The organism is Micromonospora sp. NPDC005252, from assembly GCF_042872475.1.
Lineage (GTDB): Bacteria > Actinomycetota > Actinomycetes > Mycobacteriales > Micromonosporaceae > Micromonospora.
In genome coordinates this window covers 171,435-185,699 of the sequence record NZ_JBIAKN010000004.1, presented here as the reverse complement: position 1 = coordinate 185,699, position 14,265 = coordinate 171,435, and the positions used below count along the sequence as shown (strand labels likewise).

Here is a 14,265-nt window from a genome sequence, read left to right as displayed (position 1 = left end):
CCGCAGAGATGGGAGCGTACGTGTGAAGCCCAGAATCCTCCGTCGGGTCGCCGCGTCGGCCGTGGCGCTCGCCTGCGCCGTGCTGGGCGCGGTCGCGGTGCCGGCCGCCCCGGCGACGGCCAGCCCGATCCGCAACGCGACCGCATGGTCGGTGCTGCTGTGCAAGTTCAGCGACAAGCCGGCGGAGCCCCAACCGCCGTCGCACTTCGCCAACTTCCTCACCGCCGCCGGGGCCGGCACCGGCGGGGTCGCCGACTACCTCGCCGACCAGTCCGGTGGTCGGGTGTCGCTGGCCGGCTCGGTCGTGCGGGGCTGGTACACGATGCCGTACACGCTTGCCCAGTTCGGGTCGATCGACAGGTGGACCCGGATCCAGCGCTGCGTGGACACGGCGGCGACCGCCGGTTACGCGGTGCCCGCCGGCAACCGGATCGCGGTCATGCTCAACGACTGGGTGGATTCCGGCGCGGCCGGCGGCCGGGTGCTCCTCGACCCGGGCGCCTGGAACGTCGGCTTCGCCGCGCACGAGATGCTGCACGGTTACAACCTGGGGCACTCCTTCTCCAACGACACCACGTACCAGAACGCGCCGTGGTCCCAACCGGGCGAGTACGACGACCCGTGGGACGAGATGAGCGCCATGCACATCCACGCCTTCGGCACCGCGAACTACGGCACCAGCGCGGTCGGGCTCAACGGGCCGCACCGCGACGAGTTGGGCTGGCTGCCGAAGAACCGGGTGTTCACCATGGCCGCTGACGGGATCGGCTCCCGCACCCTGACCCTGGCCCCGCTGGAGGTGCCCGCCGCGAGCGGCCCGCAGCTGGTCCGGATCCCGTTCGACCCGGCCGACCTCTTCCACTACTACACCGTCGAGTTCCGCCGCAAGACCGGCTGGAGCGCGGGCATCCCCGTCGACACGGTGCTGCTGCACGAGGTCCGCGACGGCACCCCCACCCTGCTGCGCACCGGCCCCGGCGGCGGGCCGGCCCAGTCACTCAACGCCAACGGCGTGCAGATCGGCGTGAACTGGCTCTCCGGCGACGCCGCCTCGGTGACCGTGACCACCGACGTGGTCAACCGCTGCCTCCAGGGCTACGTCTGGCGCGAGGCCCGCGCCGGCGACCTGGTCTGCGTCACCGGCGCCACCCGCAGCCAGGTGTGGGCGGACAACGCCGCCGCGGCCAGCCGCTGGGTGAACGGCCCGTACGGCCCGCACACCTGCGTCGCCGGCTACGTCTGGCGCGAGGCGTACGCCGGGGACGACGTCTGTGTCACCGGGGCTCAGCGCAGCCAGGCCGCCGCCGACAACGCGGCCGCCGCCTCCCGGCGCAACCCGGCCCGGCTGGTGTCCGGTCCGAACACCTGCGTCAGCGGATACGTCTGGCGCGACGCCGACCAGTCCGACTACGTCTGCGTCACCGGCGCGACCCGCTCCCAGGTGCTCGCGGACAACGCGGTCGCGGCGAGCCGGTGGGTCAGCGGCCCGTACGGCCCGCACACCTGCGTCGCCGGCTACGTCTGGCGCGAAGCGTTCATCGGCGACGACGTCTGCGTCACCGGGGCTCAGCGCACCCAGGCTGCCGCCGACAACGCAGCCGGCCCTGGGCGGGTGCTGCGTCCCGCCGGATGATCGACCGCGCCCCCGGTGGCCCGACCACCGGGGGCGCGTACGCCTCGACATCGGGCCGACTAGATTCGGTGGGCGTGACGATCTCGTTGGACGGCCGGCGGTTCGCCGCCCTGGCGGATGTGGTGGCCGGCGAGGTCGGCCTGGAGCTGCACGAGTCCTGGGCCTGGGAGTCCCGGCCGGGCAACGGGACCAGCGTGGTACGGCAGATCGCCTAGACCGGGCCGGCGGAACCCGACTGACCGGCGACGCCAACGTTGAGCGGATCGGCCAACAGCTTGTCGAAGGCCAACTCGGCGGCGCCGATCAGGACGGCGTCGCGGCCGAGCGCCGCCGCGCGCAGCCGCAGGTGCTCGCGGGAGGCCGGCAGCGGCATGGCGTCCAGCCGTCGCCGCACCGTGTCCGCGCCGGCGATGAAGATGTCGCGCAGCGAGCCACCGAACACCACGGCGTCGGGATTGACCACGTTCACCAGGTTGGCCACGCCGAAGCCGAGCCAGTCGGCGACCTGCTCGACGGCCCGGCGGGCGGCCGGATCGCCGTCCGCCGCCGCGCGCAGCACCTCGGTCACGGCGGCGCGGTCGTCCGGGTCGCGGCCGGCGTGGCGCAGCAGCGCGGCTTCACCGATCTCGGTCTCCCAGCAGCCACGAGAGCCGCAGCCGCACGGCAGGCCATTCGGGTTGACGACCATGTGGCCGACCTTGCCGCTGTGACCCCGGTGGCCGATCATCAACCGGCCGCCGACGACGATGCCGGCGCTGATGCCCAGGTCGCCGTGCAGGTAGATGAGGTCGTCGATGCCGGGGGCCACGCCCCGGATGTGCTCCGCCAGGCCCGCGATGTCGGCGAGGTCGCCGGCCACGAACCCCGGGCCGGCGGTGAGTTCGGCCTCCAGCGCCACGCTGAGGCCCTCGTCGACGCCGACGATCCGGAGCCTGCCGTCCGGGTCGCGGGTGGTGTCGGTGACGGCGACCGCTCCCCCGACCAGCAGCGCGTCGGAGGCGACGCCGCGTTCCATGTCGCGAACGAGATCGGCCAGCGGGCCGACGGTGTCGACCGCCGACATGCCACCGGGACGGGCGACCTCGCGCCGGTCGAGGATGCGACCGCCGAGGCCGACCCGCGCCGCGCGCAGCCGGTCGGCGTCGATGCTGAGCGCGTGCGCGTAGACCCGGTCGGAGCGGGGGCTGACCACCAGGGAGGGACGGCCGGCCCGCCGGGCGGTGGTCGGCGCCTCCTCGGTGACGAGGCCGCTGGCGGTCAGGTCGGCGGCGAGCGCGCCGATGGTGCTGCGGTTGAGGCCGAGGCGGCTGGTCAGCTCGGCCCGCGACGTCGGCCCGTGCAGGTGCACGTAGCGCAGCACGGCGCCGAGGTTCTGCCGCCGGATCTCCTCCTGGCTCGCGCCGGGGACCGAGGGCAGCGGGGATTCGGTGTTGCGGCCGACGCCGGCTGGCCTGGACCGTACTGGTGTCGCCACGGTCAGACCTCCTTCCGGGTCGGTGCAGGTTGGTGTGGGGGTGCAGGGACGACGATGGGTCCCGGTAGAGGAGACCCGGGACCCATCGGCGTTACTACCTACCGTGCGGTGATTACTTGGTGAGCGGCGCGAGCTTCGGGTCGTTCGCGTACGCCTCGGCCGCGTTCGCCTTGGTGACGGCGACCGGCGGGAGCAGGAACGTGTCCACGACCTTGCTGCCGTTGTTGTAGGACTTGGTGTCGTTCACCTGCGGGGCGTTGCCAGCCTGGAGAGCCTTGACCATGTTGATGGTCTCCTTCACCAGGTTGCGGGTGTCCTTGTTGATCGTCATGTACTGCTCGCCAGCGACGATCGACTTGACCGACTCGACCTCGGAGTCCTGGCCGGTGACGACCGGGATCGGCTTGCCGGCACCCTTGACCGAGGTCAGGATGGCGCGGGCCAGCGTGTCGTTCGGGGACAGGACGCCGTCCAGCGTCTTGCCACCGTAGGTGGAGGTCAGCAGCTGGTCCATGCGGGCCTGCGCACCCTCGGCCTTCCAGCCCTGGATGGCGGTCTGCTTGACGTCCTTCTGACCCGAGGCGACGACGACGGTGCCCTTGTCGATCTCCGGCTTGAGCACGCTCATCGCGCCGTCGAAGAAGACACCGGCGTTGTTGTCGTCCGGCGAGCCGGAGAACAGCTCGATGTTGTACGGGCCGTTCGGCTTCTTGGCCTTCATGCCGTCCAGCAGGGCCTGGCCCTGGAGCTGGCCGACCTTGAAGTTGTCGAACGCGACGTAGTAGTCGAGGTCCGGCGTGTTCTTGATCAGACGGTCGTACGCGATGACCTTCACGCCGGCCTGGTGGGCCGCGGCGACCTGGGTCGACAGCTGCGCGGCGTCGGTCGCGCCGATGACGATGACCTTCGCGCCCTTGGTCACCATGGCGGTGATCTGGGCCTGCTGGTCGGCGACCGTGGTCGACGCGCCAGCGTACTGCACGTCACCCTGGAAACCGGCCTCCTTGAGACCGTTGGTGAACAGGTCACCGGCGAGAACCCAGTTCTCGGAGGTCTTGGCCGGCAGGGCGACACCGATCAGCGAGTTCGCCGCGAAGCCCTTGGCGTCGCCGCCCTTGCTGTTGGAGTCGCCGTCGCGGCCGGAGCCGCAACCGGCCAGGGCCAGCATGGCGGCGGCGCTTACCGCGACCACCGACGTGCCGAAGAATTTACGCATGGTGAGGACTTGCCTTTCTAGATGTGAGACGGGTGGAGAGGTCGGTGGCCGTCAGCCGGACACCGCTGCCTTGGCGGGCTCGCGCTCCGCGTCCGGCGGTGAGGCGGGTGGGGCGGAGTCGTCGCGACGGAACGGTCGCATCAGGCTCCCGACGATGGAGAAGCGCCCCTGGCTCTTGTTGTAGACGTCGATCGCGACGGCCAGCAGCAGGACCAGACCCTTGATGATCTGGACGCGGTCGGTGCCGACGCCCATCAGCTGGAGGCCGTTGTTGAGCACGGCCATGACGAGACCACCGACGATCGAGCCGCTGATGGTGCCGATACCACCGGAGACGGCCGCGCCACCGATGAAGACCGCGGCGATGGCGTCCAGCTCCCAGCCGTTGCCGTCCTGCGGACCGGAGGCCGCCGAACGGGCCACGAAGATCATGCCGGCCAGCGCGGCCAGGACGGACATGTTCATCATGACGAAGAAGTTGACCCGCTTGAGCTTCACGCCGGACAGCTCGGCGGCCCGGGAGTTGCCGCCCACCGCGTAGATGTGCCGGCCACCGGCCGTGTTGCGGGTGTAGAAGGAGTACGCGATCACCAGGACCAGCAGGATGATGCCGGAGATCGGGAAGCTGGTGCCGACCCGACCGCTGGCGAAGCGCAGCGACGCGAAGGCGATGACCCCGACCATGATGGCCATCCGCAGGATCGAGATCCACATCGGCGCCGGGTCGGCGTCCATCGCCCGACGGGTCTTGCGGGCCTGCAGTTCCCGCCACACCACGGCCACCGCCGCGGCCAGACCGAGCAGCAGCGTGGCGTTGTTGTAGCCGGTGTCCGGGCCGAACTCCGGCAGGAAGCCGGCGCCGATCTCCCGGAAGCCCTCCGGCACCGGAATGCTCTGCGCGTTACCGATGAACTGGTTGCCGCCGCGGAACAGCAGCATGCCGGCCAGGGTGACGATGAACGCCGGCACCCCGATGTACGCCACCCAGAAGCCCTGCCAGGCGCCGATCGCCGCGCCGATCACGAGACCGAACAGGATGGCGGCAGGCCAGGGCAGGTTCCACTCGGCCATCGACTTGGCGACCAGGATGCCCGCGAAGGCGGCGACGGAGCCGACCGAGAGGTCGATGTGCCCGGCCACGATCACCATGAGCATGCCGATGGCCAGGATCAGAATGTACGAGTTCTGCTGGAACAGCGCGATCAGGTTGTCCGACCGCAGGGTGAGGCCGTCGGTCAGGATCTGGAACAGGACGACGATCGCCACCAGGGTGAAGATCATCCCGAACTGGCGAGCGTTGGAGGTGGTACCTCCGAACAGGTTCTTCTGAAGGTCCTTCAATCGGCTCATCGTGTCAGCATCTTCTTCGTCGAGGTCATCTGCTTCATGAGGTTTTCCGGGGTGGCGTCCGCCCGGGCGATCTCGCCCGTGATGGCGCCTTCGAACACGGTGTAGATGCGGTCGCAGAGCCCGATCAGCTCAGGCAGCTCCGAGGAGATGACGACGACGCCCTTCCCCTGGTCGGCGAGCCGCTGGATGATGCCGTAGATCTCGTACTTGGCGCCCACGTCGATACCGCGCGTCGGCTCGTCGAGGATCAGCAGGTCCGGGTCGGTGAACATCCACTTCGCCAGGACGACCTTCTGCTGGTTGCCGCCGGAGAGCTTGGAGACGCTCTCGTCGACAGTCGGGGCCTTGGTCCGCAACTCCTTGCGGTACGCCTCGGCCGCCTGGTACTCCTCGACCTCGTTCAGGACGCCGCGGTGGGAGATCTTGGACAGCTTGGCGGCCACCGTCGACGACTTGATGTCGTCGAGCAGGTTGAGGCCGATCGCCTTGCGGTCCTCGCTGACGTACGCGAGCCCGTTGTCGATCGCGTCCGCGACCGACTTCAGGACGATCTCCTTGCCGTCCTTGATGATCGTGCCCGACTCGTACACCCCGTAGGAGCGGCCGAACACACTCATCGCGAGTTCCGTGCGGCCCGCGCCCATCAGGCCGGCGAAGCCGACGATCTCGCCGCGGCGCACCACGAAGCTCTCGTCCTTGCAGACCTGGCGCTCGGCGGAGATCGGGTGCCGGACGTTCCAGTTGCGGACCTCGAAGAAGACCTCGCCGATGTTCGGGGTGTGGTCCGGGAACCGGCTGGCCAGCTCGCGGCCGACCATGCCCCGCACGATCCGGTCCTCGTCGACCCCGTCCGCCTTGACGTCGAGGGTCTCCACGGTCCGGCCGTCGCGCAGGATGGTGATCTGGTCGGCGATCGCCTCGATCTCGTTCAGCTTGTGCGAGATCATGATCGAGGTGATGCCGCGCGAGCGGAACCCCCGCAGCAGATCCAGCAGGTGCTTGGAGTCCGCCTCGTTCAGCGCCGCCGTCGGCTCGTCCAGGATGAGCAGCTTCACGTCCTTGGCGAACGCCTTGGCGATCTCCACAAGCTGCTGCTTGCCGACACCGATGTCCTTGATCAGGGTGTCCGGGTCCTCCTGGAGGCCGACCCGGGCCATCAGGTCCAGCGCCATCCGGTTGGCGGCCTTCCAGTCGATCGCGCCGTGCTTGCGCGGCTCGTTGCCGAGGAAGATGTTCTCGGCGATCGACATGCCCGGGATGAGCGCGAGCTCCTGGTGGATGATCACGATTCCGGCGTTCTCACTGGCCCGGATGTCGGAGAACCTGCTCTCCGACCCCTGGTAGATGATCTGGCCGTCGTAGCTTCCGTACGGGTAGACCCCGCTGAGGACCTTCATCAGCGTGGACTTGCCCGCACCGTTCTCGCCGCAGATGGCATGGATCTCGCCGGCGCGAACCACCAGGTTGACGTCGGAGAGGGCCTTGACTCCGGGGAACTCCTTGGTGATGGAGCGCATCTCAAGGAGGGTCGGCACGTCGTTCATCGCTCGTACCACCTCGCCAACGTCATCGTTGCCTCCGGAAGGTTGAACCTTCACTCGGTTTTGTTGTTGACGGCAACGTATTGCGGCGAACAGCCCATCCGCAAGGCGAGGGCCTGTTGAAAATGTAACAATCCGGCAATATAGACGTAGCAGAGTGTTCGCCCGTCACAGCCGCCCCCGCAGCCCCTCGTGGCACCATGGCCTGTCGGTGGCAACGTTGTCAAATGCGGGACCGAAGGATGATCGTCTCCGGTCGCTGCTACCAGGCCCGCCACCAGGCACGATCCCCGCCGGCCGGACGAAGCGCGACCTACCCGCGAGTACGCCGCCATCGAGCGATCGTGATCGCGCGGCGCCGCCGGCACCGCCCCCAGGGGGCGACGACCACCCTCGGCCGGCGGTGTGACCCACGCCTCCCACGGCGGGGCGGATCGACGACGGTGATCTCGTCACGCGCACCACCAGGGAGGCTGAACGTCCCTTACGTGCGGATCAGGTCCAAACGGCACGATCCGCCGGCCGGTCAGCTCGGGCGCAGCACCGCCTTGATCACCCCGTTCTCCCGACGGTCGAAGCTGCGGTACAGCTCCGGCGCGTCCGCGAGGGTGCCGTGGTGGGTCACGATCACCCCGGGCCGGGCACGACCCGCGACGACCAGGTCGCGCAGCAGCACGGCCACGGTGTCGCCGGCCTGGACTCCGGCGAGGGTGGCCGCGGCGTGCCAACCGGTGACGAACGCGTCGGCGAGCAGCACGAAGTCGTCCTCGTGCGCGTCACCCGGCTCCCCCGGGACGGGCACGCAGTTCGCGTCGGCCCACGGCACGCGCAGCAGGTCGGCCTGGGCGCCCCGGTACGGGCCCATCCCGGCGTAGCCGTACGCGGCGCCCGGCCCCTCGGCCCGGGCCCGCAGGCAGGCTGCCGAGAGCCCGCGGGCGCACATCACACAGGTGCCGCAGAACAGGTGGGTGGGGATCACCACGCGGGTGCCCGGACGCACGGTCTGCACCGCCGAGCCGACCTCCTGCACCACGCCCAGCGGTTCGTGACCGAGCACCAGCCCGGGGTCGGCGCCGGTGCGCCCGTCGTACATGTGCAGGTCGGTGCCGCACAGCGCGGTGGAGGTGACCCGCACGAGCGCGTCGGTCTGCGCCTCCAGCGTCGCGTCGGGCACCTCCCGCACCGCGACGGTCCGGACGTCCGCGTAGACGACGGCTCTCATCCCGACCCCCTTCCGGTGGTGGAGTGTCGGTCTTCCCCCGGTCGGGTCGTTCATGCTGTCGCGATGTCGGGCGGCAGGCGGGCCGGTCAGCCCATCGAGCGGACCCGGTCGGCCTCGATGGTCAGGATGATCCGGACCTGGTCGCGGCCGCCGAACCACGGGTACGGCCCATCGAGGTAGCGCTGGGCCAGCCGCTCGATGTGCTCGGCTGCGCCCTCGGTGCTCAGGTCGACCACCCGGCCCCGGACCTCGTGGTAGCGGCCCGGCTTGTCCGGGTCGGAGATCGCCACGGCGACCCGGGGGTCCCGGCGGGCGTTGCGCGTCTTCTGGTGCGTCTCCACCGTGTTGATCAGGATGTGCGTGCCGTCGGTGTCCACCCATGTCTGGGTGAGCTGCGGCGAGCCGTCCGGCATCAGCGTCGTCAGGTAGCAGGTGCTCGGCGCGCGCAGCAGGGCGAGCAGGTCATCGGGCAGGTTCACGTGCCGGTCCTTTCCGGTGGCGTCCAACCTCGCGTTGGTCGCCCGGCAACAGTCGCACGTCGTGATCGAGGCCCCGGCGGCGCCCGGGGCGCGACGTAGCATCGGCGAGGCACGATGTCAGGCGTACCACGTCACCGACCGGATCGGGCACCCTCGACATGACGACCGAGCAGACCGCCGCACCACCGCGTACCGGCGTCGCCATCGTGGCCGACGGCCTGGGCCAGAGTGTCCGAGGTGGACAGCGCATCCTGGACGACATCTCCCTGACCATCGCGCCGGGCGAGCTGGTCGCGATCATCGGGGTCAGCGGCGCCGGCAAGACCACCCTGCTGGAGACGCTGGCCGGGGTCCGCCGACCGGCTGCGGGCACCGTGGCGTACGACGGCAGCGCCGCGCCGGGCGCGGTCGGCTTCGTCCCGCAGGACGACATCATCCATTGCGAGCTACCGCCGGCCCGCACCCTGCACTACGCGGCCCGGCTGCGCCTGCCCTCCGGGACCGGCCCGGCCGAGGCGTCGGGTCGGGTCGCCGCGGTGCTCGCCGACCTGCGGCTCACCGAGCGGGCCGACGTGCCGGTGGGCCGCCTCAGCGGCGGTGAGCGCAAGCGCGCCAGCATCGCCGTCGAGCTGCTGACCCGACCCGGCGTGTTCTTCCTCGACGAGCCCACCTCCGGGCTGGACCCGGCGATCGCCGTGGAACTGCTCCGGGTGCTGCGTACCCTCGCCGACGCCGGGACCACTGTCGTGCTCACCACCCACCAGATCACCGACGTGGACCGTTGCGACCGGGTCGTCGTGCTGACCCGCCAGGGCCGGTTGGCCTACGCCGGCACGCCCGCCGCCGCCCGGGAGTTCTTCGGCCTGCGGTCCTTGGCGGAGGTGCACCTGCGGCTTGACGAGGAGTCCGACCCGGCCGGGTGGCCCGAGCGCTTCGCCGCGTACCGCGACGCCGACCGGGCCGCCGACACGGTCGACCCGGGCCCGGCCGGCCCGCCCCGCGCTGGGAGCGATCCGGGCACCACGGAGCACCCGGGCGGGACCGACCACCCGGGCGGGAGTGCCGCACGGCGGGTCGGCCGGTTGCGTCAGTGGATGCTCCTCACCGCGCGCAACGCGGAGATCGTCGCCCGCAACCGGCTGACGCTGGCGATCCTGCTCGGCTCGCCCCTCATGGTGCTCGGCATGTTCGCGCTGCTGTTTCGCCCCGGTGCCTTCGACTCGGCGAACCCCCGCCCGACCGTCACCGTGATGATCCTGTTCTGGATCGCGTTCGGCGGCTTCTTCTTCGGGTTGACCTACGGGCTGCTCCAGATCTGCACGGAGTTGCCGATCCTGCGTCGGGAGCGGCTTGCCGGTGTCCGGCTGCTCCCGTACCTGCTGGCGAAGGTCGCGGTGCTGCTGCCGCTGCTCGCCCTGGTGGATCTGGCCCTGCTCGGGGTGCTGCGGGGCATGGACCGGCTGCCCCCGGTCGACGGCGGCGACTTCGCGGCCCTGTACGCGACCCTGCTGCTCTCCTCGGCGGCCGCGCTCGCGCTCGGCCTGCTCTGCTCGGCGGCCGTCTCCGACGCGGCCCAGGCGACGCTCATGCTGCCGATGCTGTGCTTCCCGCAGGTGCTGTTCGTCGGGGCGATCCTGCCGGTGCCGGCCATGGCGACCGGCGGCCGGTGGCTCAGCTACGCGATGTCGAACCGGTGGGCGTTCGAGGGGCTGGGGCACACCGCCGGGGTGGAGCGGCTGTGGCGCGACGGCGGCTCGCCGCTCGGCCCGCCGCTGTTGCAGACGTACGGCGACAGCTTCTCCCGGCCGATCTGGGTCGACTGGCTGGTGCTCGGCGGGTTCGTGCTGCTCTTCCTCGCCGCCGCGTGGGCGGTCCTGGAGCGCCGGGAGGCCCGCCGTGCGTCCTGAGCACGCCCCTTTCCCCTCACCTGCGGCGCTGCCCGGGTACGCCGACACCGCCCGGATCGACGAGCTGCGCGCCACCGAGTACCAGCACCTCGACCGGCACGGCCAGGTCTACCTCGACTACGCCGGCGCCGGGGTGACCGCGCAGGCTCAGGTGCGGGCGCACCACGACCGGCTGCTGGCGAGCCTCTACGGCAATCCGCACTCGGAGAGCCCCACCAGCGTGGCGGCCGGGTCGCTGGTGGAGTCGACCCGGCGGGCGGTGCTCGACTTCTTCCACGCCGACCCGGCCGAGTACGCGGTGATCTTCACCCCGAACGCCAGCGGCGCCTGTCGACTGGTCGGCGAGGCGTACGACTTCGGCCCGGCCGCGCCGTTCGCGCTGACCTGGGACAACCACAACTCGGTCAACGGCATCCGGGAGTACGCCCGGGCGGCCGACGCGCCGGTGCGGTACGTGCCGCTGAGCGGGCCGGAGCTGCGGGTCGCCGAGTCCGACCTGGTCACGGTGCTCGACGCCGGGCGGCGGGGGCGGTCCGGTCGCCGTGGACTGTTCGCGTACCCGGCGCAGAGCAACTTCTCCGGCGTGCAGCATCCGTTGGACTGGGTCGAGCTGGCCCACCGGCACGGCTACGACGTGTTGCTGGACGCCGCCGCGTTCGCCGCGACGAACCGGCTGGATCTGCGTGCCGTCCGACCCGACTTCGTCTGCCTGAGCTGGTACAAGCTCTTCGGCTACCCGACCGGCGTCGGCGCGCTGCTGGCCCGCCGCGACGCGCTGGCCCGGCTGCGCCGGCCGTGGTTCGCCGGCGGCACCATCCGCGCGGTCAGCGTGCAGGGCGACTGGCACCGCTCGATGGACGACGAGTCGGCGTTCGAGGACGGCACGCTCAACTTCCTGAGCATCCCGGATGTCGAGTTCGGGCTGCGGTGGCTCGACTCGATCGGCGTGGACCTCGTGCACACCCGGGTCGGGCTGCTCACCGAGTGGCTGCTGGGCCGCCTGTCCGCGCTGCGGCACCGCACCGGCGAACCGTTGGTGCGGGTGTACGGGCCGACGACGGGCGTGGGTCGGGGCGGCACCGTGACGTTCAACGTCCTGCGCCCGGACGGGTCCCCGGTGGACGAGCGACTTGTCGCGCGGGAGTCCGCCGCGGCCGGCTTCTCGCTGCGGACCGGCTGCTTCTGCAACCCGGGAGCCGGTGAGGGCGCGTTCGAGATCAGCGGGACCTCGTTGCGGCGAGGGCTGCTCGCGCGGGTCGACACGATCGATGAGTACCTCGGCGCGCTGCGGCTGCCGACCGGCGGCGCGGTCCGGGTCTCGTTCGGCCTGGCCTCCAACGCCTCCGACGCGCAACGCTTCCTCGCCTTCGTCGAGGCGTCCTACCTCGACCGGGAGGTCGGCGCCGAGCCGCCGCTGCCTCCCCGCCTGCGCTGCTGACGCGCCCGCGGGCTAGACGGCCTGCGGCACCGACGCCGGGCGGTGCTTGATCTCCTCCATGAACGCGAAGCGGGCGGTCAGTTCGGCGAGCGTCAGCCCGGCCCGCCAGGCCGCGGCCACCTGGACGACCTGGACGAGGTCCATGCAGTCACCGCGCGCGAGAACCTCGCCCGCGGACCGGAGGTCGATCATGAAGTATCGGGCCTGCGAACCCAGCCCGATGCAGACCACACCCTGATCGGAGTGCAGCTCGGCGCAGGTGAACCGGGCGCGCCCCTGCTCGGGGGCGGTCACCCGCCCGACGTCGAGCTGGTGGTGGGCAGCGGTCTCGATGAGCGCGGGGGCGAGGCCACCCCGCTCGACCAGGTCCGGGTAGAGGCGCACACCCAGCGCCGTCGACGCGTCGCTCATGACTGACTCCCACTTCCTTGTGACAGAGACCAGCAGCACGCAGGTTACGGGGAGGTTTCCTGCGGACCTCGTCATCCTGTCCCGCGTGGACGCTCCACGGCAATAGGAAGGGTCGATTCGACCGCTATCGAGGGGTGCGATCAGGCGGTAACGGACCGTCGTCGCATTGGAAACACTCTTGACAGAAATTCCTCATATCGACATGCTTCGCTTTAGAGAGCGCTCTCCGAGACTCTCCGACGCGCCGCCTCCGCCACCCACCTCGCTGAGGAGCCTCCCGTGTTCACAGCCCGCCCCCCATCCCGCCTGCGTCCCCTCGTCCTCGCGGCGGTCGCCCTCGTCACCACCCTCGCCTCCCTCACCCTCCCGGGACAGTCCGACCGGGCCGAGGCCGCCATCGGCCCGCTCACCTGGCAGGACGAGTTCAACGCCCCGGCCGGCACGCCCGTCGACCAGAACAAGTGGCGCTTCGACATCGGCGGCGGCGGCTGGGGCAACAACGAGCGGCAGTACTACACCAACAGCACCAGCAACGCGGTGCACGACGGCCAGGGCAACCTCGTCATCACCGCCCGCCGGGAGAACCCGGCCAACTACCAGTGCCACTACGGTCGCTGCGAGTACACCTCGGCCCGGCTGCTGACCGCGGCGACCTTCACCCAGACGTACGGCCGCTTCGAGGCCCGTATCAAGATCCCGCGCGGCCAGGGCATCTGGCCGGCGTTCTGGATGCTCGGCACCGGCGGCGGGTGGCCCGACGCCGGCGAGATCGACGTCATGGAGAACATCGGCCGGGAGCCGAACACCGTCTACGGCACGGTGCACGGGCCTGGCTACTCCGGTAGCGGCGGCATCACCGGCAGCCGGACCCTCGGCAGCCCGCTCGCCGACGGCTTCCACGACTACCGGGTGGACTGGGAGCCGGGTGCGATCACCTGGTACCTGGACGGGGTGCAGTACCACCGGGTCGACCCCGCCCGACTCGGCGGCAACCGGTGGGTGTTCGACCACCCGTTCTTCATGATCCTCAACGTGGCGGTCGGCGGTAACTGGCCCGGCTACCCGGACGGCTCCACCCAGTTCCCGCAGCAGATGCTTGTCGACTACGTCCGGGTGTCGAGCTACACCTCCGGCGGCGGCGACCCGGCGCCCGGCACCACTCGGATCCGGGGAGCGCAGAGCGGGCGCTGCATCGACATCCCGAGCGCCAACCCGGTCGACGGCGCCAAGCTGCAGATCTGGGACTGCAACACGACCGCGGCGCAGGCGTGGACGTTCGCCTCCGACGGCACCGTGCGGGCGATGGGCAAGTGCATGGACCCGGCCTGGGCCGGCACCGCCAACGGCACCGAGGTCAACCTGGTCAGCTGCAACGGCAATCCGGCCCAGCGCTTCACGCTCAACGGCGCGGGCGACCTGGTCAATCTGAGCGCCAACAAGTGCGTGGACGTGCGGGACGCCAACCCCAACAACGGCGGCAAGCTGCACCTGTGGGACTGCCTCGGCGCGGCCAACCAGAAGTGGTCCCGCTTCTGACGAGGCCGGCACGAGCGGTGGGGGGGGCGGGGGCCCCCCCCCCCGGGCCCCCCCCCCC

General features: G+C 70.9%; 12 protein-coding genes. 5 read left to right on the top strand and 7 right to left on the bottom strand.

Going from position 1 to position 14,265, the window contains the following annotated elements; genetic code table 11:
* Positions 1 to 22 precede the first annotated feature (22 nt).
* Both ACFYPH_RS13860 and ACFYPH_RS13855 read left to right on the top strand, forming a co-directional pair.
* Positions 23 to 1,633: a hypothetical protein gene (locus tag ACFYPH_RS13860; RefSeq protein WP_387181712.1), complete on the top strand. Its 1,611-nt coding sequence runs from the start codon at positions 23 to 25 to the stop codon at positions 1,631 to 1,633.
* Positions 1,634 to 1,707: 74 nt separating this feature from the next.
* On the top strand, positions 1,708 to 1,848 hold the full coding sequence (locus ACFYPH_RS13855) for a hypothetical protein (protein ID WP_354855038.1): 141 nt from the start codon (positions 1,708 to 1,710) through the stop codon (positions 1,846 to 1,848).
* Here the strand turns inward: ACFYPH_RS13855 and ACFYPH_RS13850 are convergent.
* The 6 genes from ACFYPH_RS13850 to ACFYPH_RS13825 form a co-directional block, all read right to left on the bottom strand.
* Complete coding sequence (locus ACFYPH_RS13850) at positions 1,845 to 3,107, bottom strand: ROK family protein (RefSeq protein WP_387181709.1); 1,263 nt, start codon at positions 3,105 to 3,107, stop codon at positions 1,845 to 1,847. The two genes, ACFYPH_RS13855 and ACFYPH_RS13850, sit on opposite strands and share 4 nt — an antisense overlap.
* A 112-nt stretch (positions 3,108 to 3,219) precedes the next feature.
* A complete protein-coding gene (locus ACFYPH_RS13845; RefSeq protein ID WP_354855037.1) occupies positions 3,220 to 4,323 on the bottom strand; it encodes a sugar-binding protein in 1,104 nt (367 codons plus the stop codon).
* A gap of 51 nt (positions 4,324 to 4,374) precedes the next feature.
* Entirely contained in the window at positions 4,375 to 5,673 is a 1,299-nt protein-coding gene (gene mmsB, locus ACFYPH_RS13840) for a multiple monosaccharide ABC transporter permease (RefSeq protein ID WP_354855036.1), read from the bottom strand.
* Entirely contained in the window at positions 5,670 to 7,217 is a 1,548-nt protein-coding gene (gene mmsA / locus ACFYPH_RS13835; protein ID WP_355135975.1) for a multiple monosaccharide ABC transporter ATP-binding protein, read from the bottom strand. The genes mmsB and mmsA overlap by 4 nt, the downstream gene beginning before the upstream one ends.
* A 523-nt stretch (positions 7,218 to 7,740) precedes the next feature.
* Entirely contained in the window at positions 7,741 to 8,436 is a 696-nt protein-coding gene (locus tag ACFYPH_RS13830; RefSeq protein ID WP_354855034.1) for an alcohol dehydrogenase catalytic domain-containing protein, read from the bottom strand.
* An 86-nt stretch (positions 8,437 to 8,522) separates the two neighbouring features.
* Entirely contained in the window at positions 8,523 to 8,915 is a 393-nt protein-coding gene (locus ACFYPH_RS13825) for a PPOX class F420-dependent oxidoreductase (protein WP_354855033.1), read from the bottom strand.
* Positions 8,916 to 9,073: 158 nt separating this feature from the next.
* Between ACFYPH_RS13825 and ACFYPH_RS13820 the strand changes: the two genes are divergently transcribed.
* Entirely contained in the window at positions 9,074 to 10,822 is a 1,749-nt protein-coding gene (locus ACFYPH_RS13820) for an ATP-binding cassette domain-containing protein (RefSeq protein ID WP_387181703.1), read from the top strand.
* On the top strand, positions 10,812 to 12,260 hold the full coding sequence (locus ACFYPH_RS13815) for an aminotransferase class V-fold PLP-dependent enzyme (RefSeq protein WP_355068866.1): 1,449 nt from the start codon (positions 10,812 to 10,814) through the stop codon (positions 12,258 to 12,260). The genes ACFYPH_RS13820 and ACFYPH_RS13815 overlap by 11 nt, the downstream gene beginning before the upstream one ends.
* Positions 12,261 to 12,272: 12 nt before the next feature.
* Here ACFYPH_RS13815 and ACFYPH_RS13810 read toward each other — a convergent pair whose 3' ends face one another.
* A complete protein-coding gene (locus ACFYPH_RS13810) occupies positions 12,273 to 12,671 on the bottom strand; it encodes a hypothetical protein (RefSeq protein ID WP_354855030.1) in 399 nt (132 codons plus the stop codon).
* A gap of 279 nt (positions 12,672 to 12,950) precedes the next feature.
* Here ACFYPH_RS13810 and ACFYPH_RS13805 point away from each other — a divergent pair, with 279 nt between their 5' ends.
* Positions 12,951 to 14,207, top strand: a complete 1,257-nt coding sequence (locus tag ACFYPH_RS13805; protein ID WP_354855029.1) for a family 16 glycosylhydrolase — start codon at positions 12,951 to 12,953, stop codon at positions 14,205 to 14,207.
* Positions 14,208 to 14,265: the final 58 nt, after the last annotated feature.

Coding starts and splice junctions, on each gene's coding strand:
- mmsB (WP_354855036.1), bottom strand. CDS start 5,673: ATGAGCCGATTGAAGGACCTTCAGAAGAACCTGTTCGGAGGTACCACC.
- ACFYPH_RS13830 (WP_354855034.1), bottom strand. CDS start 8,436: ATGAGAGCCGTCGTCTACGCGGACGTCCGGACCGTCGCGGTGCGGGAG.
- ACFYPH_RS13820 (WP_387181703.1), top strand. CDS start 9,074: ATGACGACCGAGCAGACCGCCGCACCACCGCGTACCGGCGTCGCCATC.
- ACFYPH_RS13810 (WP_354855030.1), bottom strand. CDS start 12,671: ATGAGCGACGCGTCGACGGCGCTGGGTGTGCGCCTCTACCCGGACCTG.
- ACFYPH_RS13845 (WP_354855037.1), bottom strand. CDS start 4,323: ATGCGTAAATTCTTCGGCACGTCGGTGGTCGCGGTAAGCGCCGCCGCC.
- mmsA (WP_355135975.1), bottom strand. CDS start 7,217: ATGAACGACGTGCCGACCCTCCTTGAGATGCGCTCCATCACCAAGGAG.